This is a genomic window from Streptomyces sp. NTD91, from assembly GCF_059510455.1.
The window spans coordinates 42,788-67,514 of record NZ_JCAJZW010000008.1 but is presented as its reverse complement, the minus strand read 5'-3'; the positions used below and the strand labels follow the sequence as shown (position 1 = coordinate 67,514).

Genomic DNA, 24,727 nt, shown 5'->3' with positions numbered 1-24,727 from the left:
GCCCCGTACTCCGGGCGCATATCCGAGTGAATCGGTAGAATTCTGGCCATGGCGGAGCGGCCGGTCGCCCCGACGGCGCCCGAAATCGTCGTGAAGACCGACACGGGCTCCACGGTGATGAGCCCGGGCCACGACTACCACGTCGGACGCGACCCGTTGAGCGACATCGTCCTCGACGATGCCCGGGTCTCGTGGCACCACGCCGTGCTGCGCTGCGACCGGGACCGCTGGACCCTGAAGGACCAGCACAGCACCAACGGCACCTACGCCGACGGCCACCGGATCGACGAGTGGGGCGTGCACCCCGGCAGCGTCATCCGCTTCGGCAACCCCACCGACGGCCCCCGCGTGGTCCTCACCGGCACCCCTCCGCCCGCCCCCGGCCGTCCCTCCGCGGTGTCGCAGCCCCTGCTGACCGGTACCTTCCGCCGGCCCAGCAGCGTCCGCCCGCTGCCCGCACGCTCGGTCCGCATCGGCCGGGCCCCCGAGAACGACCTCGTCGTGGACGACCTGATCGTCTCCCGCCGGCACGCGGAACTGCGCGCCCACCCCGACGGCACGTACGAGATCGTCGACCTCGGCAGCCACAACGGCACCTATCTCAACGGCCGGCCCGTCACCCGCGCCCCCGTCGGCCCCGGCGACGTGATCGGCATCGGCCACTTCGCCTTCAGCCTGGTCGGCGACGAACTCCAGGAGTACGTCGACACCGGAGAGATCTCCCTCGACGTCCAGGACCTCACCGTCACCGTCGACGGCGGCCGCAAGGTGATCCTCGACCATGTGTCCTTCCCGGTGGAGGAGAAGTGCCTGCTCGCCGTGGTCGGCCCGAGCGGTTGCGGCAAGTCCACCCTGCTGAACGCCCTGACCGGCCAGCGGCCCGCCGACCGGGGCACCGTCCTGTACGACGGCCGCGACCTCTACCGCCACTACGCCGAACTGCGCCAGCGCATCGGCCTGGTCCCGCAGGACGACATCCTGCACCCCCAGCTCACCGTGCACGCCGCCCTCTCCTACGCCGCCGAACTGCGCTTCCCCGAGGACACCGCCCGAACCGAGCGGCACGCACGGGTGGACGAGGTCGTCCGGGAACTCGGCCTCGAACAGCGCGCCGGCCAGCCCGTGCACAGCCTCTCCGGCGGCCAGCGCAAGCGGGTCAGCGTCGCGCTGGAACTGCTCACCAAACCGTCCCTCCTCTTCCTGGACGAGCCGACCTCCGGCCTCGACCCCGGTATGGACCGTTCGGTGATGCACATGCTGCGCGGCCTCGCCGACGACGGCCGCACCGTCATCGTGGTCACCCACAGCGTCCTCAGCCTCGCCGTCTGCGACCGCCTGCTGGTGCTCGCCCCCGGCGGCAAGGTGGCCTACTACGGCCCGCCCGACGACGCCCTCGCCTTCTTCGGCTTCGAACAGTGGCCGGAGGCCTTCGAGGCCTTCGACCGTGACCCGGAACGCGACTGGGCGCGCGAGTACCGCGAGTCGCCGTTCCGCCGGCACTACGTCACCGAGGCCACCACCCAGCCCCACCACCCGGGCCCGGCCCCCGTCTCCCCGGCGCCGCCGCCCCACCCCCGCGGCTGGGGCGCCCAGCTCGGCACCCTGATCCGGCGGTACGCGGCCGTACTCGGCGCCGACCGCACCTTCCTGGCCGTCATGATCGCGCTGCCGTTCGTCATGGGCGCCATGGCCCGAGCCCTCGCGGGCGGTCGGCTCGGCCGGGACACCGCGATGAACGCCCTGCTCATCCTGTGTGTCGGCGCGGTGCTGACCGGCGCCGCCAACGCGGTGCGCGAACTCGTCAAGGAACGCGTGGTCTACCGGCGCGAACGCGCCGTCGGACTGCCCCGTTCGGCCTATCTGGTGTCCAAGGTGGTGGTGCTCGGCACGGTGAGCGTCGTCCAGGCCGTCGTCCTCACCCTGGTCGCCCTCCTCGGTGTCGACCTCAACACCCCCGGCGGCACGGGTGTCCTGCTGCCGCCGCTCGCCGAGATCGCCCTGGCCGTCGCCCTGCTCGCGTTCACCGCGATGATGCTCGGCCTGCTCGTCTCCGCGCTGGTGCGCAAGGAGGAGGTGACGATGCCGCTGCTGGTGCTGCTCGCCATCGTCCAGGTCGTGTTCTGCGGGGCCCTGCTCAAACTGCACGGTGTGCCGGGCCTGGAGCAGCTGTCCTGGCTGGTGCCCTCCCGCTGGGCCCTCGGCGCCATGGCCGGCACGGTCGGGCTGTCCAGGACCGTCCCCGGCAAGCTGACCGCCGACCCCCTCTTCCGTCACTCGGCGGGCGTCTGGCTGCTCGATCTGGCCATGCTGGTGGTGCTCTCCGTCCTCTACGGGCTCGTGGTCGTCCGGCTGCTGCGCCGGCAGGAGCCCGCCGTGATGCGGAAGTAGGCGAACGCGATGGCCCACACGCGGAAGCAGGCGCCCCGATGAGCAAGGCGACCGGTCCTGGATTCCGGCCCACGCACGTGGTGCCGCGGCACGGCATGCCGGCCTGGGAGGCCCCCGATCCGGGCCGGCCCACCGTGCCGCTCGACCCGCTGCTGCCGGTCGAGCTGGTGGAGCGGCGCGGCGACTGGGGACACGTCCGCTGTTCCAACGGCTGGGGCGCGTGGGTCGACGGCCGAAGGCTGGTCGCCGTACCCGAGGACCCGCCCGCCGCCGACCGCCCGCCCGGCACCGCCGATCCCCGCCCCCTGCTCGTCCGCGCCGAACAGGCCGTGGCCGACTACCGGTCCGCCGTGGAAGAGCTGGCCGCCGGCACCCTGGACGGCGAGGACTTCGCCGACCGCACCGGTGGCCTGCGCATCGGCCTGGTCGTCGACGGGGAGTCGATGTGGCTGTACGACTCCGAGGAGGGCCGCTGGGTCTACGCCGACGGACGGCGGCTGACCACCTACGCCACCGACCGGGAGGTCACCGGCGCGGGCACCGGCACGGAGGACGCCGGCACCGAGGACACCGGACACGCCCGGACCCGGATGGTCGCGCCCGAGGGCGAGCGCTGATGGCTCGTGAGACCAGCCTGTCCTCCGGCCGGCCCGCCGAGCCGATCGGGCGACGGATCGCGGGCTACCAGATCGAGGGCGAGATCGGACGCGGAGGCATGGCCGTCGTCTACCGCGCCCGCGACCTCCGTCTCGACCGCACGGTCGCCCTGAAGCTGCTGGCCCCCGAACTCGCCCGCAACGACACCTTCCGCAAGCGGTTCACCCATGAGTCCCAGGTGGCCGCCGCCATCGACCATCCGCACATCGTGCCGGTCTTCGAGGCGGGCGAGACGGACGGGGTGCTCTACATCGCCATGCGCTACGTCTCCGGCAGCGACCTGCGCCATCTCCTCGACCTGCGCGGACCGCTGCCCGCGCCGGACGCCGTGCGGATCGCCGCCCAGGTGGCCTCCGCCCTCGACGCCGCCCACGAGCACGGCCTGGTGCACCGGGACGTCAAGCCCGGCAACATCCTGATCGCCGAGGGCATCGACAGCGACCACCCCGAGCACGTCTACCTCACCGACTTCGGGCTCACCAAGAAGTCGCTGTCACTGACCGGCTTCACGAGCGTCGGGCAGTTCGTCGGCACCCTCGACTACGTCGCCCCCGAGCAGATCTCCGGCCGCCCGGTCGACGGCCGCTGCGACGTCTACGGCCTGGCCTGTGTCGTGTACGAGAGCCTCGTCGGCCGCCCCCCGTTCCTGCGCGACGACGACATGGCCCTGCTCTGGGCCCACCAGTACGACGAACCGCCCCCGCCGAGCGAGGGCCGCCCCGGTCTCGCTCACGCGGTCGACGCGGTCTTCGCCAAGGCCCTCGCCAAGTGCCCCGACGCCCGCTACGCCACCTGCCTCGACTTCGTCGCCGCCCTTCGGGCCGCGACGGGCGTCGCCGGCCCGGCCGGAGCTCACCCGGCAAAGGAGCCCGACACGGAGACGGACCGTCCGGTGGCCGGGTCGCCTCAGCACCACCCGGAGGCCGGGACCCCGAACCCACCGCACTGGGCCGAACCGGTGTTCCACACCTGAGGACGGTGCACCTCGCCTACGGTCCGTCCACCTCGCCGGGCCGCCGCACCGCCTTGGCCAGCAGGCCACCCAGGAACCCGGCGACCAGCCCCCACAGCGCGCCCAGGCCCACCGCCTGCCACAACCGGGGCCTGAGGAACAGCTCCCCGGACAGTCCGCCACCCAGGTTGCCGATGCCGAGCAGGGAGAGGCCGTAGTGGGCCGCGATGCGGCCGGTCAGGCCGATCATCAGCACCGTCAGCGCCAGCGCCACGGCCAGATGGACGGCGTGCTGCCACAGCCGTGTCCGAGCCGGGGAGCGGACCGCCATCAGGAAGGCCACGGCCAGCAGCAGGACCGCGTCCACGACGACCAGCCACCACCACCGGCCGTCGTGCTCGGTGAGCGAGCGCAGATTCAGTTCGGAGACGTCCGGGGTGCGCAGGATCGTGTCCAGGACGTGCGGCATCGGCAGGCCGAACGGGCCTTCCACCCGGCCGTTCCAGGTGGCTCCCAGGCCGATGGTGAGGGCCAGCCAGGCCACGTTGGGCAGGCCCAGCAGGATCACGGCGAAGGTCGCCGCTGCGTGTCCGCGCGTGGCCGCCGTGATCAGCGCGGCGACGAGGCCCACGGCGACGTAGGCGAGCAGCAGGACGACCATCGCGTGCGCCGCCGGACGCACCGACTCCTGAAAGTGCAGCAGCCGCCCCGGCAGCGGCGCCCCGCGCGCCACCAGCAGCGCCAGCAGCAGCACCCCGGCCAGCCACAGCAGGCCGAACAGCACCGTCAGTGGCACGTTCGTGGTGAACCCGACGCGGGGCGCCGAGTCGAACAGCCCGGTGAGATCGCTGAGGGCGCCGTTGCCCACGTCGACGGCGAAGGTCTGTCGGGCGCCGAGGGCCAGTCCGATCAGCACGAGCAGCCACAGGGCCGCGATCCGGGCGGCCCAGCCGGCCAGTTCCCCGGCCGAGGCGACCGCCCGGTGCCGCAGCGGGCGCAGGAAACCGGCGCCGATCACCAGGGCGCCGACCAGGGTCACCGACAGCGGGATCACGGTCACCCCGGCCCGGGTCTGCGCGAGCACGCCCGCGTTGCCCGAGAGTTCCACACTGCCGCCGACCGACGTGACCAGGGTCGCGGCCACCACACGCGGGAAGGCCGCGTCCGGCAGGTCGCCCGCCCCGGCCGCCCACAGCCCGAGCGCCGCCGCCACCACCATGACGGCCAGCCCGGTCAGCACCGCGGCCAGGGCCTGCACCCAGCCGTGACGGGCGGCGGGCCGCGCGGAGACGGTCGGAACGCTCACGAGAGACACGCTAAGCACCCGCTGGGCCACCCGCCCGCCAGGTGGTCCGTCCGCGTCGGCTTGCGAGCCGCATCCCGCGACACACAATGGGATCAACGTGCACCCGGATGCACCAAAAGGGACCTGACCGAGCAAAGTCGCGTGTTGCACTGCGTGTCGCGACGACCGCGACGGGAAGAAGTGCCCGTGAGCGCCGAACCTCCGTCTTCCGGCCGCCCGACCGGGCCGCCCTCCGGCCCGCTGTCGGGCTCCTCCCGGCCCCCGTCCGGGCCACCGCCGGCCGGGCCACCTCCCTCCGGGCCCACGGGCGGCGCCAAGGGGCCGCACGGGCCGTGGTGGAAGTCCGTACCGCGCGTCGCGAGCCTCACGGCCGTGATCGTGGCCGCCGTGGTCCTCGCGGTGATCTTCACCCGTCCGGGTGGCTCCGCCAAGAGCGGCGAGGTCTTCCTGCAGTCCGCGAACAGCAGCGGCGAGGACCCGTTCACGGAGTCGACGGCCAGGCAGAGTTCCGCCCCGCCCCCGCCGTCGGCCACCGGCGCGCCCTCCGGTGCCGCCAACGCCGTGCAGGGCGTGGACGGCGGGGCGCCCGGCCTGTACGGCGGCACCAGGCGCACGCCCGCCTGCGACGTCGGGAAGCAGGTCAAGTACCTGCAGGGCGACCCCGCCAAGGAGAGGGCCTTCGCCTCCGTGGCCGGCGTACAGCCGTCCGGCGTGCCCGCCTACCTGCGCTCGCTGACGCCGGTGCAACTGCGCGTGGACACCAGGGTCACCAACCACGGCTACCGCAACGGTGCCCCCACCTCCTACCAGTCGGTGCTCCAGGCGGGCACCGCCGTGCTGGTGGACAGCCACGGTGTGCCCCGCGTGCGCTGTGCCTGCGGCAACCCGCTGACCTCGCCGGTCGCCCAGAAGACGGCGCCGAAGCTGGTGGGCCCGCGCTGGCCGGCGTACCGGCCCTCGAACGTGGTCGTGGTGACGCCCGCGCCGAGGCCCGTCAACGTCTTCGTGCTCTACGACATCCGCCACGACGACTGGATCCACCGGCAGCGCGGCGACCAGGACGGTCGGCACGACCAGAACGCCAAGCCGCCGAGGGTCAAGCACCCCTGGAGCCCGCCACGGTCGCCGTCGCCGTCGCCGCCGTCGTGCCCGCCGGGGTCGAAGCACTGCCCGTCCCCGTCGCCGTCGTGCCCGCCGGGGTCGAAGCACTGCCCGTCCCCGTCGCCGTCGTGCCCGCCGGGCTCGAAGCACTGCCCGTCCCCGTCCGGCAAGCCGAGCCCGTCGGCATCGAAGTCTCCGTCGCCTGCCACGTCCTCGCCGTCGTCCTCGCCGTCCCCGTCGCCGTCCAAGCCCTCGCGGTCGCCGAGCTCGTCGCCCTCGTCCTCCCCGGCCTCGTCGTCGGCGTCGAAGCCGGCGCCGTCCCCTTCCCCGTCCTCGGCCTCCTCGGCCCCTTCGCCCCCGCCGTCGAAGTCCGCCGAGTCGAAGCCGGCGTCGTCGGAGACGTCCTCCGCCGTGCCCGCGTCACCGTCCGCGGGGTCTGCGTCGGCCGTGCCCTCGGGGGAGCGGACCCGGTCGGCCTCGACCGAGCGGCAGACGGCCGCCTCCGTGTCGCCGTCCTCGGTGACCTCCGCTCCGGCCCCGGTGAGCAGCGGGCCGGCCGGCGAGCCGGCGCTCACTCCCACTCGGCAGCAGTCGTGGAGCACGCCCACGGTGTGAGCGGTGGTGGCCGCCGGACGGAGTGAGCATCGCCACTGTGCGCGGTGGGCGAACGCCTCGGGGGACTGACGGGCCCGGCCCGGGGTACGAGGACAGGTGCACCAGCGACGGGCCGGACCCGGCTTTCCGAGAGAGACAGCATGATCAAAGACCTGGGCGGGGATGTGATACCGACTGGCTTCGACGTACCCGTGGAGCCGTTGCGCCGTACCGCGCACTACACGGGCGAGCCCGGCTGCATCGCGCAGGCGCGCGACTTCGCCGCCCGGTTCCTGGAGCAGCTGCGCACCGAGTGGTGCGCGGACGCCGACCGCCGCGCCGGAGGCGAGCTGCTCCTGCTGGTGAGCGAGCTCGTCACCAACGCGGACCGGCACAGCAACGGGCCGTACATCCTGGAACTGGAAGGCACGGACAGCGCGGTCACCGTGTGCGTCTACGACAGCAGTTCCGCCCTGCCCCGCCGCTTCCCCAAGGACCCGGAGCGGGTCGGGCGGCACGGTCTGGAGATCGTGCACGCCCTCGCCTCGGAGCTCACCGCGGAGCGTGTGCCGGTGGGCAAGCGGGTACGCGCCCGCTTCGAACTGGATCGCCGAGGCGGCGACCGCTGAACTCACGACTGTGGCAGCGGCCGCCGAGGCGACGGTCGCGCCGCCGCCTCCGGTTCGTCGGCGCCTTCGCCCCTTCGGGGCCGGGCGGCTCAGGAGCAGCCGAGTTCGCCGAGCATGCCCTCGCGCAGCCGGATGATGATCCGCTTGATCAGCCGGGACACATGCATCTGGGAGCAGCCGAGCCGTTCCCCGATCTCCGCCTGGGTGGCCTCCTCCACGAACCGCAGATGGATGATCTGTCGGTCCCGCTCGCTGAGTTCGGCCATCAGCGGGGCGAGCGCGTGGAAGTCCTCGACGAGCCGCAGTCCCTCCTCCTCCACGCCGATGAAGTCGGCGAGCACCGCCTCGCCGTCCTCCGGCCCGTCACCGGTGAGCGCCGCGTCCAGGGAGGAGGAGTTGTAGCCGTTGGAGGCGAGCTGTGCCTCGACCACCTCTTTCTCGGTGAGGTTCATGAGGGTCGCCAGCTCGGCCACCGTCGGGTCCCGGTCCAGCCGGCTGGACAGCTCCTCGCGTGCCTTGGCCAGCTCCACCCGCAGCTCCTGGAGCCGGCGCGGCACGTGCACCGCCCATGTGGTGTCCCGGAAGAACCGCTTGATCTCACCGACGATGTACGGCAGCGCGAAGGACGTGAACTCCACCTCGCGGGCCAGGTCGAACCGGTCGATGGCCTTGATCAGGCCGATCATGCCGGTCTGGACGATGTCCTCCATGTCGTCACCGCGGCCGCGGAACCGTCCGGCGGCGAACCGCACCAGCGACATGTTCATCTCGATGAGGGTGTTGCGGGCGTACTGGTACTCGTGCGTGCCCTCCTCCAGCTCGGTGAGCCGGTGGAAGAAGTGGCGGGACAGTTCCCGGGCGTCACGTGGTGCGACGGATGCGGGGTCCGCGATTCCAGGCAGTGATCCCTCGCCCGTCCCGTCCTGCTCGGCCCTCTCGATGACCTCTGCCTGCGACCGGATCCCGGCGGTGTTCATTACCTCTCCCACGGTAGTCACGGAATTGCGTCTGCCTAGGCGGTCTCTGTTCTCGTCCGCTCACTGCCGTCCCCCGCCTACCCCCGGCCCGGCGTTTCATGTGCGGCCGTGCGGGGCTTCACGTAGCGGGTACCCGTGGTCACGGATCGCATGCACGCCTCCGTCCCTCTCTGGCGGAAAACGCTCGGTGGCCCGGGCGGCGGGGCCGTTTGGGCCGTTTCCCTCAGGGCGCAATGTCGCCCCCTTGTCCCACGGCCTTCCGCTCCTAGGCTGGCTTGGGTGAGCAACCAGGTGAGCGACGAAGCCCGAGTGATTCCCCTGCGGCCGGGGCCCGCCCGTCTGCCGGCACCCGCGTCCGAGCCCCCGGAGGCCAAGGAGCCGCTGTGGCGGGATCTGGTCGGTGAGGTGCTGCGCCGTGAGCGCCGGGCACAGGGGCGCACCCTCAAGGACGTGGCCGACGCGGCCCGGATCTCGCTGCCCTATCTGTCCGAGGTCGAACGCGGGCGCAAGGAGGCCTCCTCGGAGGTGCTCGCGGCCGCCGCGCACGCCCTCGGCCTGGGCCTCGGCGACCTGCTGTCCCTGACCCACGGCGAGCTGACCCGCCGTACGGCCACGCCCCGCCGCCCGGCGGCCGCACCCCACCGCCCGTACAACGGCCTCTGCCTGGCCGCCTGAGCCCCACGAGGCCGGGTGCCCGGCATTTCGGCCGCCCGGCCCGGCGGCGGAAGTCGTCGGCGTCCCGGCCGATGAGTTTCGCCGCGAGGACCGGTCGACACGGATGACCGTGTTCCCTCGCCCAGGAGGTACTCATGACCACCGACGGTTTCACCACATGTCTCTGGTTCGACGGCCAGGCCGAGGAGGCCGCCGAGTTCTACGTCTCGGTCTTCGAGAACTCCGGCATCGGCCGCGTCGGCCGCTACAACGAGGCCGGGCCCGGTCCGGCCGGGTCCGTGATGGCCGTGGAGTTCACGGCCAACGGCCAGAAGTTCGTCGCGCTCAACGGCGGCCCCCAGTTCAAGTTCAACGAGGCCGTCTCGTTCCAGATCTTCTGCGCCGACCAGGCCGAGATCGACCACTACTGGACCGGGCTCACCGAGGACGGCGGTGAGCCCGGCCCGTGCGGCTGGCTCAAGGACAGGTACGGCGTCTCCTGGCAGGTCGTCTACGACCGGCTGATCGACCTGATCGGCGACCCCGACCCGGAGAAGGCGTCGCGCACCACGAAGGCGATGATGGGCATGGGCAAGCTGGACGTAGCGGCGCTGGAGAAGGCGTACGCGGGGGAGTAGCGACCGCCGGGGCTCCCCGCCCGTCCCCCCTCCCGTCACCCGGCCTCGCTCAGGGTCTCGGCGATCACATGCCCCGCGTACCGTGCCAGGGCCCGGTTGGCGTCCCAGGAGTACGGCAGCTGGATCAGCGCGATCGACAGCGCCCGGCCCCGCCCCCGCGCCACAGCGCGCCGTCGGCGACGGGGCCGGGCGGAAGGCGTCCCGGGCGGAGGCGGGCAGCAGGTTCCAGGCCGCGATCAGGTCCACCGCCGGGTCACCGGCCCCCGCGCAGGCGAAGTCATGTTGGGCGTCGCCGGCGCGGACCGGCTGTCATGGGCGTTCGTCACGGCCCGTGACAGCGCCTCGGCGTCCCCGCTGTCGACGCGATTTTCCGCGGACCAGGGGCTCAGACCCGGTCGGCCGCGATCAGCAGGTACTGGAAGCTGCCGTTGCGATAGGCGTCCAGGAACGTGTCCTCGATGCCGGTGACCAGGTGCTCCGCCTCCCGGCGCAGCTCCCAGTAGGGAATGGTCGCCTCGGTCAGGTCCTCGACGTGGACCGGCACCAGGCGGTGGCGGGCCATCGCCTTGAAGTACTCCGAGCGCGGATGGATGTCGCAGATGTAGTGGGCGTTGATCAGTGACACCTCGCGCGACGCCTGCCCGTAGGTGTCGTTGTAGCAGCCGGTGATCACCACGTAGCGTCCGCCGCGGCGCAGCAGCCGGGCGTGCTCGGCGAACAGCAGGTCCAGCTCGACGTACATGGTGGACTCGTTGTTCCACGACGCCGCGTACGCGCCGGTCTCCAGCCCGGTGTCGAGCATGTTGCGGTGGTGGTGGCGCACCTTGTCGTCGATGCCCCGTGCGCGGGCCTGCTCGTTGGCGAAGGCGGCCTGCTTGGCGGAGATGGTGACGCCGTCGGCGTGGCAGCCGTAGAGCAGATGCGCCACGACGCTGCCGCCGCCCCGGCCGCATCCTGCGTCGAAGACTCGGTCGGCGGGGGAGAGGGGGCCGAGATGCGCGGCGAGCAACTCGGCCTGGGCGTGCTCGAGGCGGTGCAGTTCGGCGGTGATGCGGTCGCGGCGCGCGTGCGGATCGGGATCGTCGAGCACCGACAGGTCGGCCGCGCCGATGCCGTAGTGGTGGTGGTACAGGTCGTCGATCTTGCCGAGTTCGAGGTTGACCGGGTTCTCCTCGGCGTTCCAGTAGTCCGCGACCCGGTTCTGGTAGACGGACTGGGCCGGGACCGGCACGGGCGTGGTCCGGGCGACGGGGGCGGAGGTCAAAGGGGGCTCCTCGTGGCGCAGGTGACGGTGTTCCGGGGGACGGCGGTCACCAGTAGTCGGGCAGGTGGTAGCGGTGGGTGTTGGTGGCGTGCCACTCGTGGTTGCCGGACACCCAGGCGGCGAGCCCCCGGGCGTAGCGCTCCACCAGCGGCGAGGTCGCCGACAGCAGGGCCGACTCCTCCTCGAAGGCCCCCATGATCCGGTTGTGGATCTCGACGGACTTCAGATAGGCGGCCTTCAGCCCGCGCCGTTCCCCGGCGGCGACGACCTGCGGCAGATTGAGGTGCGTGGGGTCGCCGGCCAGCTCCTTGGTGAAGGAGTACAGGTCGTTGACGATCGTGGTGGCGTTGCAGGCGAGCGCGGTGATCCGCTGGATCTCCGGCCGGGCGTAGATCTGCTCGGGCAGCTCGTAGCCGTCCACGGCGTCCACGACGGACAGACAGGGGCGGAAGTTGTTGAACTGCCGCATCACCAGGTACTCCCAGACCTGGGGCATGTACCGCGTCTCCGCCCACGCGGCCTCCGCGAGGTACCCGAGGTGCAGCCGCGCGATGTCGTGGACGAACCGGTCGGTCTGGCTGGGGGTGGCGAAGCCGGCGAAGTCCTGCAGCGCGAAGTGGTACGAGCGCAGCGGCCCGTCGGCCCGCATGCCCCGACGCCACTCCTCCTCCAGCTCCGGGACGCCGTGGTACGGGTCGATCGCCGACTGGGCCATGAGCAGCCGGCCGCCGAGGCCGCGGCGCGCGGCGCCCCGGCCCTCGTCCTCCTCGCAGTAGCAGGAGTCGACGATGTTCTCGGCGAGCAGCAGCTTCCCGGCCGCCGTCAGCCGGTCCAGGTCGAGCGCCCCCGGATGCTGCAGTACGACGGCCCGGCCGAACTGGAAGCCGGAGAAGTCCCCCTTCCAGGCCTCCGGGAACAGGTCCAGGCCGCGGGCCCAGGTCTCGAGCCGGCGGTCCACCTCGGCGGCCTTCACCGGGTCGGCGGGCGCGGCCGGCCGGTGGTGCAGTCCGGGGACGGCGCCGGTGCGCCGGGGTCCGCGCAGGCGCGCGGCGATGTCGGGCGGCCCGGGCAGCGCGTACGACACGGGGGCCGTGTCCAGGGAGCTCTCGGACGTCATCCGGGGAACCGGCCGATCTGCACGTTCTCCAGGATCCCTGCCGCGTCGGGCACCAGGATGGCCAGCGAGTAGTAGGCGGTGACGAGATAGCTGATGATCGCGGCGGAGTCGATGCCCATGAACCGGACGTTCAGCCCCGGCTGGAACTCCTCGGGGATGCCGGTCTGGTACAGGCCGACCACGCCCTGGTCGGCCTCACCGGTGCGCAACGCGACGATGCTCGTGGTGTGGTCGTCGCCGACCGGGATCTTGCCGCACGGGAGGATCGGCACCCCCCGCCAGGCCGGCACGTCATGGCCGTCGACGCTCGCGGTGCCGGGCACCAGGCCGCGCCGGTTGCACTGCCGGAAGAACGCCGCGATCGCCTTGGGATGGGCCAGGAACACCTTGGTCCTGCGCCGCATGGACAGCAGCTCGTCCATGTCGTCCGGCGTCGGAGGCCCCGTGAAGGTGCTGATCCGCTGCCCGTGGTCGACGTTGTGCAGCAGCCCGAACTCCCGGTTGTTGACCAGCTCCCACTCCTGGCGCTCGCGGATCTCCTCGACCGTGAGCCGCAGTTGCTGCTGGGTCTGGTCCATCGGGTCGTTGTAGAGGTCGGCGACCCGGGTGTGCACCCGCAGCACGGCCTGGGTCAGGGACAACTCGTACTCGCGCGGGGCGAGTTCGTAGTCCACGAAGCCACCCGGCAGCGTCGGCTCGCCGACATGGCCGGCCTGCACCGGCACCTGCGCCTCGCCCTTGCGGTTCATCGGCCGCCGCTGCCGCTCGACGTACGCCCGCAGGTGCGCGGCGAGGGACGGCACCCGCTCGGTGAGCTCCCGCACCACCGCCCAGGACAGCGCGAGCACCACGCCCGCCGTCTCCGCCCGCACCGAGGTCAGCCACAGCGGGTCGGACTGGCCCACCGCCTCGTCGCCCATCTGGCCGCCGTCGGTGACGACTCCGATGACCTCCTCGTCACCGTACTTGCCGGCGGTGTAGCGGGTGAACCGGCCGTGCACCACCAGGTAGGCCTCGGTGACCGGCTGGCCGGCCTCGACCAGCACCTGCCCGGCGCGCACCTCCCGGGGCTGGAAACGGCCGGCGATCTCCCGCAGCACGTCCGTGTCCGGGAATCCGCGCAGGACCGGCAGTTCGCAGAGCGTCTCCGGGATGACCCGGACGTCGTCGGCGCCGTTCTGCTCGAAGTGCACCCGGCCGCGCCCCGTGCGCAGCGTCAGACGGCGGTTGACCCGGTAGGCACCGCCCTTGACGTCCACCCACGGCAGGGTCTTCAGCAGCCATCGCGAGGTGATGGCCTGCATCTGCGGTGCGGACTTGTGGGTCGTGGTGAGCCGGCGCGCAGCCCGGGTGCTCAGGCTGGTGAGCCGCCCGTCGGCCGCGGGCCCCGGAGCTGGTTCGTCGACGGCGGAACCGGTTTCGGTGTCCGGAGTGGTCACATTCCCTCCAGCGGAGCTGCGTGCGAACAGGGGTGGCCGGGTCGAGGGGTGGTGAGCCCGATGGTCCTGCACCCGGGCCAAGCCAAACAGTCCTCGTGGGGCACCCGGTACAGCGCGAAGGGGGCGGATCACTCCACGTGGGGGCATAAACCAGTCAAGCGGGGCATCACCGGCGAACCGTGTGCCATCGCGCCGGTGTACTGCGCCGCCCATCAGGTGTTCGCGCGCGCCGGCGTGGTGCGCCCGGGCGCTCAGACCAGGTCGCCGACCAGTACGGCCGCTCCGTCGAACCGGCCCGCCTTGAGGTCGCCGAGCGCCCGTGGGGCCCGCGACAGCGAATAGGGGTGCGTGGTCGCGCGCACCCCGTGCCGGGCGGCGAGTGCGAGGAACTCCCGTGCGTCCGTCCGGGTGTTGGAGGTGACGCTGCGCAGCTCCTTCTCGTAGAACAGCTCGGTCTCGTAGTGCAGCGCCGGTACGTCGGTCAGATGGATGCCGGCCAGGGCCAGCACTCCGCCCCGGTCCAGGGCGCGCAGCGCCACCGGGACCAGGTCGCCGACCGGGGCGAACAGGATCGCGCCGTCCAGCGGCTCCGGCGGCGGCTCGGTCACGTCGTGCGCCGAGGCCGCGCCCAGCTCCAGGGCCAGCCGCCGGCCCGCCGCACTGCGGGTGACCACATGCACCCGGGCGCCCTCGGCGAGCGCCACCTGCGCGCACAGATGGGCGCTGCCGCCGAAGCCGTACAGCCCGAGCCGGCCGCCTTCGGGCAGCGACGTCCGGCGCAGGGCCCGGTGGCCGATGATCCCCGCGCACAGCAGCGGCGCCGCCGCCACGTCGTCCAGGGCGTCCGGCAGCCGGTGGGCGAAGGCGGCCGGCACGGTGGTGTACTCGGCGTATCCGCCGTCGGCGTCCCAGCCGGTGTACTGCGAGCGGGGGCAGAGGTTCTCGGCGCCCCGCGCGCAGTACGCGCACACCCCGCAGGTGCGCCGCAGCCAGGCCACGCCCACCCGGTCGCCGGGCGCGAAGTCCGGCACCGCGGCCCCGGCTCCCACCACCTCGCCGACCACCTCGTGGCCGGGGGTGACCCCGGCACGGTGCACCGGCAGGTCCCCCTCGGCGACATGCAGATCGGTCCGGCACACCCCGCAGGCCCGCACCCGCACCAGCAGTTCGTCCGCGCAGGGTACCGGCACGGGCCGCTCCAGCAGCCGCAAGGGCTGCTCCTCGACCGGTCCCGGCCGCACCACCGACCACGCCCGCATCGTGCCCGTCCTCATCGCAGCGTCGCCTCCCCTCCCAGTGTCCGGCGGGCGCCCGCCTCGGCGCGCGGGCCGACGGCGGGATGGCTAGCGTGAGGTGCGGGAGGCAAGCCTCAGAGGGCGGGGAACCAGCCGTACGGGAGACACACCAGGAGGGCCGCAGCATGGCCGTGCAACCCGAGGGAACGCCCTGTTGGACCGATGCGATGTTCAGCGACGTCGAGGGAGCCGAGCGGTTCTACGGCGACGTCCTCGGCTGGACCTTCGGCGAGTCGTCGGCGGAGTACGGCCACTACACGCAGGCCTACGCACAGGGCAAGGCGGTGGCCGCCGTCGTCCCGCCCATGCCCGGGCAGGAGGGCCCGTCGCAGTGGTGCCTGTACTTCGCCTCCCCGGACGCCGCGGCCACCGCGGAGAGGATCCGGGAGAACGGCGGCGAGGTGCTGATGGAGCCGATGCAGATCGGGGATCTCGGCACGATGTGCCTGGCCCGTGAGCCCAGCGGGGCCGTCTTCGGTGTGTGGCAGGCAGGCGTACACGAGGGCTTCGAAGCGACCGCGACCCCAGGGGCCTACTGCTGGGCCGAGATCTTCACCCGCGAGCCCGAGAAGGCCGACGCCTTCTTCTCCGCCGTCTTCCCGTACCGGATGAAGGACATCGTGGACGACGCGGTGGACTTCCGGATGTTCGACGTCGGCGAGGAGACCGTGCTCGGCCGGATGCGGATGACCGACGACTTCCCGCCCGAGGTGCCCTCCTACATCAACGTCTACTTCACCGTCGACGACTGCGACGAGGCCGTCTCCCGGGCCACCAAGCTCGGCGGCATCCTCCGCTTCGGGCCGATGAGCAGCCCCTTCGGCCGGTTCGCGGCGCTCAGCGACCCGCAGGGGGCGAACTTCTCCGTGATCGACATCGCGACCACCGAGGGCGAGATGCCCGCGGTCGAGGAGGTCTGACCGGTACGGGACGGCGTCCGCCGCGGCCATGGCATGATCGGGCGTATGCGTGAACGTGTGGTGGCCGCGTGCGACGGGGCTTCGAAGGGAAACCCCGGACCGGCCGGATGGGCATGGGTGGTCTCGGACGGCGACGAGCGGACCCCCGCCCGCTGGGAGGCCGGTCCGCTCGGCCGGGCCACCAACAACGTCGCGGAACTCACCGCCCTCGAGCGGCTGCTCACGGCCGTCGAGCCGGACGTGCCGCTGGAGATCCGTATGGACTCCCAGTACGCGATGAAGGCCGTCACGACCTGGCTGCCCGGCTGGAAGCGCAACGGCTGGAAGACCGCGGCCGGCAAGCCCGTCGCCAACCAGGACCTCGTCGTCCGCATCGACGCGCTCCTCGACGGCCGGACGGTCGACTTCCGCTATGTGCCGGCCCACCAGGTCGACGGCGACCCGCTGAACGACTTCGCCGACCGTGCCGCCAGCCATGCCGCATCCGTCCAGGAAGCGGCGGGCAGCGCGCTCGGTTCCCCGGAGCCGCCGCCCTCGCCCGACACCCCGAAGGCGGCGCCCACGCGCAGGAAGGCGCCCCGCCGCACCGGCAGCGCGGCCTCCGCCCGCACCGTCAAGGCGAAGTTCCCCGGCCGCTGCCTGTGCGGCCGCTCCTACGCGGCGGGCGAGTCCATCGCCAAGAACGCACAGGGCTGGGGTCACCTGGAGTGCCGTTCCGCCGGGGCGTGATCCGCCGCTCTCACCCGTCGAAGGTGTAGAACCTGGTGTGGTCCAGCAGATCCGCCGGCCGGACGTCGTTCCACGGCTTCATCGTCTCGCCGAGGTCGACGACGTCGGGCGTGCCGCCCGTGGGCACATAGCTCGCGTCCGGGTGCCGCCGCTGCCACTCGGCCCACAGCTTGTCGACGAAGGCGTGGTGCAGCCAGAAGACCGGGTCGTTGGGGGAGACCCCGGTGGCCATCTGCCCGCCGATCCAGACGTGGACCCGGTTGTGCAGATTGACCCCGCGCCACCCCTCCAGGTGGTTGCGGAAGCCGTCCGAGGCGCTGTTGTACGGCGTCATGTCGTACACCGGTATGGACAGCACCGACTCCACCTCGGCGGGCGTCGGCAGGTCACGCACGGCCGTGCCGAGCGAGCGGCGCAGAAAGGTGCGGCCGTCGACGCGTACGGTGATCGGCCAGTTGCCGGTCGAGGCGGCGAACGGGCCGTCCGTCACCCTGCCGTCCGCGGCGCGCCCGGTGCCGCCGAGGAAGTCCGGCGCCCACAGCGCGGCGCGCACCGTGCGCTCGGTGCTCCAGTCCCAGTACGGCAGCGCGACCGAGGGGTCCACCGACTGCAGCGCCCGCTCGAAGTCGAGCAGGAATCTGCGGTGCCAGGGCAGGAAGGACGGTGAGCGGTGGCCGGTCCGTTCGCCGGTGTCGGTGTCCGACATGATGAAGGCGTTGTGCGTGCGGACGAAGTCGTCGTAGCGTCCGCTGCGCTTGAGCTCGAGGACGGCGGCGACGAAACGGCGCTTCTCGTCGGCGGTCAGGGCGGCCTGGTTCTTGCGTACGGTCATGGTGCGCGATGCTCCGGAAAGTCCTTGCGGCGGCGGTCAGTTGGCGGGGAGGGGCAGCAGCGGTGCGCCCTGCAGCTCGTCCACCGCGGCCCGGGCGACGGCGCGCGGGGTGGGCACCGGGGCGTAGTGGCTGACGACGCTGATCCAGGTGCCGTCGGCGTTGCGCATCACATGCAGCCGGACGCCGTCGACCAACACCTCGTACCCGCCGCCGTGTTCGTGGTGGTGGCCCACGCCGCTCGCCGGACGGCCCTGTATCCGGCGGCCCTTGTAGACCTCGTCGAAGGTCCGCGGCATCGGCGTGGGGTGGTCGTGACCGGCGGCCGTCGCGGCGGGTGCCGCGAGGACGGTGACGCCGGCCGTCGCGGCCAGGGCGGCCGTCGCGGTGAGCGCGCGGCGCCGGGTGATGTCGGGCATACGGGTCCTCCTGGAGGGCGTTTTCCGGTGGTGACGACGCATGCCTATCGGGGGCTTCCGGACGGGGGGAAATCGCCCGTGGCCGGTTGGCCGTGATCAGGACAAGTGGACACATGTCATACAGAGTTGAACCAAGATGATCTTGCCGTGGCCGGCGGGCGACCGATCCCGGAACGGGGAATTCCTTGCCGCGGCGGACCCGTTTCCGGTGATGCTTCCCGTGCGCCGTCCGTCCGGGTGGCCCGCCTCACCACGCCAACCTGACGCGTTCGGACGACCCGGCCGTCCTACTACCCTGCGATTCCATTCATAACGCTGAGTGACCAACAGGGTGTGGGTGAAGGTCGTCCGTGTCGGGGGCGGGCTCGTGCGCAACCGGCGGAACCCCCCGTTCGGGCGCCGGCCCGCCCCTGGGACGGCGACCACCCTGCACGCGCGGTCGTCGGCCCACCGCGGCCGACCGCCGGCCCGTCCCCTCGCCCACCCACACCGAGGGGAACCGTCCATGGCCGTGCCCGCCCCCTTCGATCAGACCTCGTCCGGCTACAGCCTGCGACGCGCCTACTGGCTGGCCCGTGCGGCCGACCTCGCCTACCGGGTGCGCATCGCCGACAGCCGGGACCTGTGGATGATCATTGTCGGGGCGACCGTCGTGTCGACCGGGACCACGCTCGCCTACTCGGCGCTGCCACTCTGATCCTGGGCGCCGTGCCGGCCGGGCAGACCGCATCCGCCAACGGCGCCAACGCCCTGATGCGCACCACCGGCCAGGCCGCCTCCAGCGCCGCCGTCGCCGCCGTCCTGGTGCACCACAGCAGCGTCGTCGGCGGCGCCCCGGTCCCCACCCTGCACGGCTACCTGCTCGCCTTCGCGACGGCGGGCGCCGTTGCCCTGGCCGCCTGCGCCGCCGCCCTGTCCATCCCCGGCGACGGCCCCGCGGACGGCCTCCGGCGCGGTGGGAGGGCCACCCGGGGCACCCGCGACGAGGCGATGGAGGGAGCATGAGGGGGTGAGCACCCCACCCGCACCGGGCGTGTCCGCCCGTCGTGACGCCGAGGCCACCAAGGCGGCCATCCTCAAGGCGGCCCGCCATCTCCTCGCCCGGCAGGCGCACGCCGACATCACGCTCAGGGCGGTCGCCGAACGCGCCGGTGTCAGCCCGCCGCTGATCGTGAAGTACTTCGGCAACAGGGACGCCCTGTTCGCGCGCGTGATGTCCTTCGACACCGACACCGACGCCGACGCCCTGCTGGGCGCCCCGCTGCCCGGCCTCGGCCGGCACATGGTCCGACACGTCCTCGCCAGCCAGCGCGAGCGCGGCGCCGACCCGCTGCTGCGCATCGCCTTCGCCCCGCTGCACGGCGACCACGGCGACATCCTGCGCGCCAACTTCCGCGCCCAGGTGACCGAACGCCTCGCCGCCCGGCTCACCGGTCCCGAGCCGGGCCTGCGCGCCGAACTCGCCGTCGCCGCGCTCGTCGGCCTCGGCGTGATGTACGGCATCGCACGCGGCCCGCATCTGCGCGACACCGACCTCGACACCATCGCCGACCGGTACGGACCGCTCGTGCATGCCCAGTTGACGCCCGGCGCCTGAATCGGGGGCGGCGCCCACACCGGCCGGGCGCGGTCCAGCGGGGAAACCGTCCGGCGGGCGGTCGATCACACGCGCGGCGCCAGGGGGCGGCTTCGCGTCCCCGCTGCTTCGCCCGCCCTGCCTCACCCCGGCGAATGAGCAACACCCGGCCACGGACTTCGGAGCGGTCCGTTCCGCGTGCTCCCGTGCCGGATGACACACTGGCGCCATGGACGAACGCGTAATCGGCAGGTCCGGGCAGTGGGCGTCGGTGATCGGCCTCGGCACATGGCAGCTGGGCGCCGACTGGGGCGACGTGGACGACAAGGAGGCGGAGGCCGTCCTGGAGGCGGCGGCCGAGGCGGGCGTCACCTTCCTCGACACGGCCGACGTCTACGGCGACGGGCGCAGCGAGGAGACCATCGCCACCTTCCTGCGCTCCCGCCCCGACCTGCATGTGCTGGTGGCGACCAAGATGGGCCGCCGGGTCGAGCAGATCCCCGAGAACTACGTCCTGGACAACTTCCGCGCCTGGAACGACCGCTCGCGGCGCAACCTCGGCGTCGACCGGATCGACCTGGTCCAGCTGCACTGCCCGCCCACACCCGTCTACTCCTCCGACGCGGTGTTCGACGCCCTGGACACCCTGGTGGAGGAGGAGCGCATCGCGGCGTACGGGGTGAGCGTGGAGACCTGCGCCGAGGCGCTGACCGCGATCGCCAGGCCGCACGTGGCGAGTGTGCAGATCATCCTCAACCCGTTCCGCATGAAGCCCCTGTACGAGGTGCTCCCCGCCGCCCGGGAAGCCGGCGTCGGCATCATCGCACGCGTGCCGCTGGCCTCCGGGCTGCTCTCCGGCAAGTACACCAAGGACACGGTGTTCGCCGCCAACGACCACCGCACCTACAACCGGCACGGCGAGGCCTTCGACCAGGGCGAGACCTTCTCCGGCGTCGACTACGACACCGGGGTCGAGGCCGCCGCCGAGTTCGCCGCGCTCGCCCCCGAGGGCTACACCCCGGCCCAGCTCGCCCTGCGCTGGATCATCGAGCAGGACGGCGTGACCACGGTGATCCCCGGCGCCCGCAACCCGGAGCAGGCCCGCGCGAACGCGGCCGCCGCCAAGCTGCCGCCGCTGCCGCGAGAGACCGTCACCGCGATCCGCGAGCTGTACGAGCGGCGGATCAAGGACCAGGTCGAACACCGCTGGTAGTCACGGCGGCACCCGTCGTTTGAAGGAACGGCCGCGCGGTTACACGACACCGCATGACGCAGGACGGACGGCGCCGAGGGCGGCACGAGACCGAGGAGGAGCGGGCCGACCGGATGTGGGGTGAACTCATCCAGGAGGTCCGCGTCGCCCAGACGGGCGTGCAGATCCTGTTCGGCTTCCTGCTCACCGTCGTCTTCTATCCGAAGTACGCCACGCTCTCGCACACCAACCAGGTCATCTACATCGTGACGGTCGTCCTGGGCGCCTGCTCGACCGGCGCCCTCATCGGGCCCGTCTCCCTGCACCGCCTGGTCTCCGGCCGCATGGTCAAGCCGCAGGCGGTGCGGCTGGCGTCCCGGATGACCTTGGTCGGCCTGGTGCTGCTGTTCGGCACGATGACGTCGGCGCAGTTGCTGATCCTGCGGGTGGCCACGCGCAACCCGTACGTGCCGTGGCTGGTGACGGCCGTCGTGGCGTGGTACCTGCTGTGCTGGTTCGGCCTGCCCATGTGGGCCCGCCGCAGGTACGCGCCCCACTTTGCGGACCGGGCGGGGCGCCCGCCCGCCGCCTCCGACGGGGGCGGGCGCACGGACGGTCCGTGAGTCCCGGCTTCCCGTCCGACCGATGAGCGGCTCCTGCGGGCGGCCGTTCGGCCCACCCGTACTGCCGGCCGCTCAGCCCGCCGAGAGGATCTCGGCCAACAGCGCGTCCACCGGGACCCGTTCCCGGCCCGGCGGGACGATCCGGTGGGTCTCCCGCAGGAACGCGGCCACCGCGGGCGCCCAGGCGAACACCACCGCGTGGTGCCGTCCGCCGTCCGGCCGGACCTCCCCGAGGAACTCCATGCGCAGCTCCCGCCACGCGCCCGTCGCGACCGGCCGCAGCCGTACGTCGCCGACTCCGACGGGCCGCTCCAGCCCGGCGCCGAGCATCTCCCGGTCCAGCCGCCAGCAGGCCAGCACCCGGCCGTCGTGGCCGAAGGCGGCGGTGACGGCGAACGGGTCGTCGGCGTCGTAACCGAGGTGGGCCAGCACGGGACACCGGCCGGTGCCTTCCGCGCGGAGCTGTACCACCAGCGTCTTGTGCACGAACGTGTTCACGGGCGGGCCTCCGGGCGACGAACAGCTCAGGGCCCCCTGGTACCCCGTGCCGCCGGAGTTGTTCCCCTGTGCGGCCGATTCCCGCCGGTTCCGCGCGGATTCCGGTCTGCGGTGTCTCCCCGGCGACCTGGACCCCCGTTCGGGCGCCGGGTCCCGTGGTCAGCGGAAGGCCTCCCGGAGCGCCGGCAGCAGCGTCTTCGCGGACCAGTCCAGGAACTCCGGCTGTGCGTCGCCGCCGATCTGCACCAGCGCGACCTCCCCGAACCCGGCCTCGGCGTAGGGCCGTACGGCCTCGACGAAGGCGTCCGGGTCGTCGCCGCACGGAATCGAGGCGGCGATGTCGTCCTCGTCCACGAACTGCGTCGCGGCCTCGAAGGCGTCGGGGTGCGGGAGTTCGGCGTTCACCTTCCAGCCGAGCCCGAACCAGCGGAACTGGGAGTGGGCGCGCTTGACCGCTGTGTCCCGGTCGGGGTCGTAGCACACCGGCAGCTGGCCGACCCGGGGCTTGCCGCTGCCGCCGTGCCGGTCGAACGCCTCCAGCAGACCCTGTTTCGGCTCGGTGGCGATGACCAGGTCGGCGAGGTGCCCGGCGAGCTTGCAGGACTGTTCGCCGGAGACGGCGACCCCGATCGGCGGCGGCTGCTCCGGCAGGTCCCACAGCCGGGCCGAGTCCACGTCGTAGTGCTGCCCGTGGTGGGTGACATGACCACCCTCGAACAGCGCGCGGATGATGTCCACGGCCTCCTCGAGCATCTCGTGCCGCACGTCGACCGGAGGCCAGCCGCCGCCCACCACATGCTCGTTCAGGTTCTCACCGGCGCCCAGCCCGAGCCGGAACCTGCCCTCCGAAAGCAGCTGCACGGTGGCCGCCTTCTGCGCCACGATCGCCGGGTGGTAGCGCAGGATCGGGCAGGTCACGTAGGTCATCAGCGGAATCCGCGACGTGGCCTGGGCGGCGGCGCCCAGCACGCTCCACGCGTAGGGGGAGTGGCCCTGCGGGCGCAGCCACGGAAAGTAGTGGTCGGAGATCACCGAGAAGTCGAATCCGGCGTCCTCGGCCCGCACGACATGGTCCACGAGTTCCCGCGGGCCTGCCTGCTCGGTCATCATCGTGTATCCGATTTGCACCATAGGGGGCGAGTCCCCGGGCCGACCGTGCGGAAACGGGCCGTGGGCGCCGTCAGTCCTCCGGCGTGCGAAACGTCCGCAGGAAGGTCGTCAGCGCCAGCCGGTTGGCGGCGTCGCCCCAGGCCGCGGCCGGGGTGGTGAAGCGCAGGGAGAAGCCGGCGCCACCGCCGAGGAGAAAGCCACGCCCGAACGTGTGCACCCGTGCGGCCCCGGTCCCCGCGAGCCACTCCAGGTCGGCGGCCGGGTGGCCCTGGTACGTGGTGGCGCGGACACAGCCGACGCGGTCGTAGCCGGGAAGCCGCCGCAGTCCCGGTTCCACGTCGTCCCGCCAGACGGCGACGGGGTCCGGGCCGACGTGCTCGCTGTGGGTGACGGCGAGGGTGGGGGAGGCACCGTCCCGGCCGAAGGTGACGCGGTAGGCGCCGGCGACGCGGGTGGTGGCCAGCAGCTTCCAGCCGTCGGGCAGGGCCACGGAGAAGCCTTCCGGGGCGGTGTAGGGGCGGTATCCGGCCGGCAGGGCGGACGAGGCGCTCGGCGTGGAGGAAGGCGTGGGAGACGTCGTGCCGGTGCCGGCCGGCGGGGCCGAGACGCTGGGGCGGGACGGGGCCTTGGCGGTGCCGGGACCAGGCAGCTGGTGGGTGGCGGCCAGGACGGCGGCGGCGACGGCGAGCACTGCCAGCGCGGTGCCGACCGCCAGGGCCGTTCTGCCCCGCTCGCGCCCGGCGAGCCGCACCCCCGCGTACGCGCCGCGCAGCCGGGCCACGGGAGCCGGCTGCCGGTCGGCGTCGGCGTCCTCGTCCAGGGCCCGGATCAGCGCCTCCCGGACCACCGGCCGGGTCAGCCGCTCCCGAGAGTTCTTCCGCAGGAGGCCCTGCACGGCCTGGGTCAGCGGGCCCGCGCGCAGCGGGGTGCGCAGCGGCAGCCGGTCCACGGCCTTCAGGGTGGCGTCGGGCCGGCCACGGTCCCGGAACGGCGGCCGACCCTCCACCATCGTGTACAGCAGCGCACCCAGCGCCCACAGATCGGCGGCCGGCCCGATCCGCTCGTCACGGGCCTGTTCCGGCGAGGCGTACGACGGCGCCGTGAGCCGCGGCACCAGGGTCGCGCCGGCCAGCCCGAAGCCGGTGACGACGACCGGTCCGCTGTCCCGGACGAAGACCTGCCCGGGGCTCAGCTCGCCGTGCGTGACGCCCTCGTCGTGTGCGGCCTGCAGCACATCGAGCAGCTCCAGACCGGTACGGGCCGCCCGCACCGGGTTGAACGCACCCTCCCTGTCGAGGAGTTCGCCGAGCGGAGTGCCGTCGATCCACTCGATGACCGTCCACAGGGTGCCCGCCTCCACCACGGCGTCGACGACCTGGGCGATCTGCCCCGGGCAGAGCAGCCGCATCGTCTCGCAGGTCCGGATGACACGGGCCGTGACCCGGCGCGCGGAGTCGTCGTCGGCGGGCTCCGGCAGGACGGTCTGCGCCACCAGGCGGGGCTGCTCCGCCGCCACGTCCTCGGCGTACCACCACAGCCGGTTCGTCTCGCGGGCGAAGACCTCGAGGAGCCGGTACCGTCCGGCGACCAGTTCGTGTGCGGAGACGTGCGCCTTGGTCATGGTCATCCCTCGCTGAGACCCCTGTTTTGTGTCTTACAGAGGTACGTGGAGCGTGCGGGGGTGCGTTCAAAGAATGCGTGACTCGGCGCCGTTCCTGCCTTTCATTCAATTCTTCGAAAGGGCTTGCGACTTTGGGAGGGTCGTGCCCGGTGGTGGTTCGACCTGCGGGTAACCGAGGGTACATTCCCGGCTGCGGCC

At 72.7% G+C, this 24,727-nt stretch carries 23 protein-coding genes and 2 pseudogenes; 13 read left to right on the top strand and 12 right to left on the bottom strand.

The genetic code is table 11. From position 1 onward, the window contains the following. The first annotated feature begins 48 nt into the window (after positions 1 to 48). Genes AC5WRT_RS11850 through AC5WRT_RS11840 form a run of 3 tightly spaced genes read left to right on the top strand, consistent with a single transcriptional unit; the run spans position 49 to position 4,018 of the window. Positions 49 to 2,388, top strand: coding sequence for an ABC transporter ATP-binding protein/permease (locus AC5WRT_RS11850; RefSeq protein ID WP_496093220.1), 2,340 nt, complete (start codon positions 49 to 51; stop codon positions 2,386 to 2,388). A 38-nt stretch (positions 2,389 to 2,426) separates the two neighbouring features. Then, positions 2,427 to 3,005: a hypothetical protein gene (locus tag AC5WRT_RS11845; RefSeq protein ID WP_496093221.1), complete on the top strand. Its 579-nt coding sequence runs from the start codon at positions 2,427 to 2,429 to the stop codon at positions 3,003 to 3,005. Further along, positions 3,005 to 4,018 carry a serine/threonine-protein kinase gene (locus AC5WRT_RS11840; RefSeq protein ID WP_496093222.1) on the top strand — a complete coding sequence of 338 codons (1,014 nt, stop codon included), beginning with the start codon at positions 3,005 to 3,007 and terminating at the stop codon, positions 4,016 to 4,018. The genes AC5WRT_RS11845 and AC5WRT_RS11840 overlap by 1 nt, the downstream gene beginning before the upstream one ends. Positions 4,019 to 4,034: 16 nt before the next feature. Here AC5WRT_RS11840 and AC5WRT_RS11835 read toward each other — a convergent pair whose 3' ends face one another. Then, positions 4,035 to 5,303, bottom strand: coding sequence for a streptophobe family protein (locus tag AC5WRT_RS11835; protein WP_496093223.1), 1,269 nt, complete (start codon positions 5,301 to 5,303; stop codon positions 4,035 to 4,037). A 186-nt stretch (positions 5,304 to 5,489) separates the two neighbouring features. Between AC5WRT_RS11835 and AC5WRT_RS11830 the strand changes: the two are divergent. Both AC5WRT_RS11830 and AC5WRT_RS11825 read left to right on the top strand, forming a co-directional pair. Continuing rightward, positions 5,490 to 6,752: pseudogene (locus AC5WRT_RS11830) on the top strand (DUF6777 domain-containing protein); the annotation flags it as partial. Positions 6,753 to 7,159: 407 nt separating this feature from the next. Continuing rightward, the gene (locus AC5WRT_RS11825; RefSeq protein ID WP_496100206.1) at positions 7,160 to 7,627 is read left to right on the top strand and encodes an ATP-binding protein; all 468 of its coding nucleotides are present in this window, start codon (positions 7,160 to 7,162) and stop codon (positions 7,625 to 7,627) included. Between the two features lie 89 nt (positions 7,628 to 7,716). On the opposite strand, the gene AC5WRT_RS11820 is transcribed toward AC5WRT_RS11825, so the two are convergent. Continuing rightward, positions 7,717 to 8,604, bottom strand: coding sequence for an RNA polymerase sigma factor SigF (locus AC5WRT_RS11820; protein ID WP_496093224.1), 888 nt, complete (start codon positions 8,602 to 8,604; stop codon positions 7,717 to 7,719). A 279-nt stretch (positions 8,605 to 8,883) separates the two neighbouring features. Between AC5WRT_RS11820 and AC5WRT_RS11815 the strand changes: the two genes are divergently transcribed. Next, entirely contained in the window at positions 8,884 to 9,279 is a 396-nt protein-coding gene (locus AC5WRT_RS11815; RefSeq protein ID WP_496093225.1) for a helix-turn-helix domain-containing protein, read from the top strand. A 134-nt stretch (positions 9,280 to 9,413) separates the two neighbouring features. Then, positions 9,414 to 9,896 carry a VOC family protein gene (locus AC5WRT_RS11810; protein WP_496093226.1) on the top strand — a complete coding sequence of 161 codons (483 nt, stop codon included), beginning with the start codon at positions 9,414 to 9,416 and terminating at the stop codon, positions 9,894 to 9,896. 35 nt (positions 9,897 to 9,931) lie between these two features. Here the strand turns inward: AC5WRT_RS11810 and AC5WRT_RS11805 are convergent, their stop codons facing one another. The 5 genes from AC5WRT_RS11805 to AC5WRT_RS11785 all read right to left on the bottom strand — a co-directional run bounded on the left by AC5WRT_RS11805 (position 9,932) and on the right by AC5WRT_RS11785 (position 14,975). Further along, complete coding sequence (locus AC5WRT_RS11805) at positions 9,932 to 10,060, bottom strand: hypothetical protein (RefSeq protein WP_496093227.1); 129 nt, start codon at positions 10,058 to 10,060, stop codon at positions 9,932 to 9,934. A gap of 221 nt (positions 10,061 to 10,281) precedes the next feature. Continuing rightward, the gene (locus AC5WRT_RS11800) at positions 10,282 to 11,160 is read right to left on the bottom strand and encodes a geranyl diphosphate 2-C-methyltransferase (RefSeq protein ID WP_496100205.1); all 879 of its coding nucleotides are present in this window, start codon (positions 11,158 to 11,160) and stop codon (positions 10,282 to 10,284) included. Positions 11,161 to 11,206: 46 nt separating this feature from the next. After that, positions 11,207 to 12,277: a family 2 encapsulin nanocompartment cargo protein terpene cyclase gene (locus AC5WRT_RS11795; protein ID WP_496100204.1), complete on the bottom strand. Its 1,071-nt coding sequence runs from the start codon at positions 12,275 to 12,277 to the stop codon at positions 11,207 to 11,209. Beyond that, positions 12,274 to 13,716 (bottom strand): family 2B encapsulin nanocompartment shell protein, encoded by a 1,443-nt coding sequence (locus AC5WRT_RS11790; RefSeq protein ID WP_496100203.1) that lies wholly within the window; start codon positions 13,714 to 13,716, stop codon positions 12,274 to 12,276. Before AC5WRT_RS11790 ends, AC5WRT_RS11795 begins: the two co-directional genes overlap by 4 nt. 251 nt (positions 13,717 to 13,967) lie before the next feature. Next, a complete protein-coding gene (locus AC5WRT_RS11785; protein ID WP_496093260.1) occupies positions 13,968 to 14,975 on the bottom strand; it encodes a zinc-binding alcohol dehydrogenase family protein in 1,008 nt (335 codons plus the stop codon). A 161-nt stretch (positions 14,976 to 15,136) separates the two neighbouring features. Between AC5WRT_RS11785 and AC5WRT_RS11780 the strand changes: the two genes are divergently transcribed. Both AC5WRT_RS11780 and AC5WRT_RS11775 read left to right on the top strand, forming a co-directional pair. Next, entirely contained in the window at positions 15,137 to 15,931 is a 795-nt protein-coding gene (locus AC5WRT_RS11780) for a VOC family protein (RefSeq protein WP_496100202.1), read from the top strand. 33 nt (positions 15,932 to 15,964) lie between these two features. Beyond that, a complete protein-coding gene (locus AC5WRT_RS11775) occupies positions 15,965 to 16,660 on the top strand; it encodes a ribonuclease H family protein (RefSeq protein WP_496100201.1) in 696 nt (231 codons plus the stop codon). A gap of 10 nt (positions 16,661 to 16,670) precedes the next feature. Here AC5WRT_RS11775 and melC2 read toward each other — a convergent pair whose 3' ends face one another. Together melC2 and melC1 are read right to left on the bottom strand one after the other, a co-directional pair. Then, on the bottom strand, positions 16,671 to 17,492 hold the full coding sequence (gene melC2, locus AC5WRT_RS11770) for a tyrosinase MelC2 (RefSeq protein WP_496093233.1): 822 nt from the start codon (positions 17,490 to 17,492) through the stop codon (positions 16,671 to 16,673). A 36-nt stretch (positions 17,493 to 17,528) separates the two neighbouring features. Continuing rightward, entirely contained in the window at positions 17,529 to 17,909 is a 381-nt protein-coding gene (melC1, locus tag AC5WRT_RS11765) for an apotyrosinase chaperone MelC1 (protein ID WP_496093234.1), read from the bottom strand. Between the two features lie 592 nt (positions 17,910 to 18,501). Between melC1 and AC5WRT_RS11760 the strand changes: the two are divergent. The 4 genes and pseudogenes from AC5WRT_RS11760 to AC5WRT_RS11745 all read left to right on the top strand — a co-directional run. Then, positions 18,502 to 18,914, top strand: a pseudogene (locus AC5WRT_RS11760) (MFS transporter); the annotation flags it as partial. 4 nt (positions 18,915 to 18,918) lie between these two features. Then, complete coding sequence (locus AC5WRT_RS11755) at positions 18,919 to 19,506, top strand: TetR/AcrR family transcriptional regulator (RefSeq protein WP_496100200.1); 588 nt, start codon at positions 18,919 to 18,921, stop codon at positions 19,504 to 19,506. A gap of 208 nt (positions 19,507 to 19,714) precedes the next feature. Further along, positions 19,715 to 20,698, top strand: a complete 984-nt coding sequence (locus AC5WRT_RS11750; protein ID WP_496093236.1) for an aldo/keto reductase — start codon at positions 19,715 to 19,717, stop codon at positions 20,696 to 20,698. A gap of 53 nt (positions 20,699 to 20,751) precedes the next feature. Then, positions 20,752 to 21,300, top strand: a complete 549-nt coding sequence (locus AC5WRT_RS11745; protein WP_496093237.1) for a DUF6328 family protein — start codon at positions 20,752 to 20,754, stop codon at positions 21,298 to 21,300. 72 nt (positions 21,301 to 21,372) lie between these two features. On the opposite strand, the gene AC5WRT_RS11740 is transcribed toward AC5WRT_RS11745, so the two are convergent. The 3 genes from AC5WRT_RS11740 to AC5WRT_RS11730 form a co-directional block, all read right to left on the bottom strand. After that, complete coding sequence (locus tag AC5WRT_RS11740; protein WP_496093238.1) at positions 21,373 to 21,798, bottom strand: SsgA family sporulation/cell division regulator; 426 nt, start codon at positions 21,796 to 21,798, stop codon at positions 21,373 to 21,375. Positions 21,799 to 21,957: 159 nt separating this feature from the next. Beyond that, positions 21,958 to 22,929 carry an LLM class F420-dependent oxidoreductase gene (locus tag AC5WRT_RS11735; protein ID WP_496093239.1) on the bottom strand — a complete coding sequence of 324 codons (972 nt, stop codon included), beginning with the start codon at positions 22,927 to 22,929 and terminating at the stop codon, positions 21,958 to 21,960. Between the two features lie 49 nt (positions 22,930 to 22,978). Continuing rightward, entirely contained in the window at positions 22,979 to 24,535 is a 1,557-nt protein-coding gene (locus tag AC5WRT_RS11730; protein ID WP_496093240.1) for a serine/threonine-protein kinase, read from the bottom strand. Positions 24,536 to 24,727: the final 192 nt, after the last annotated feature.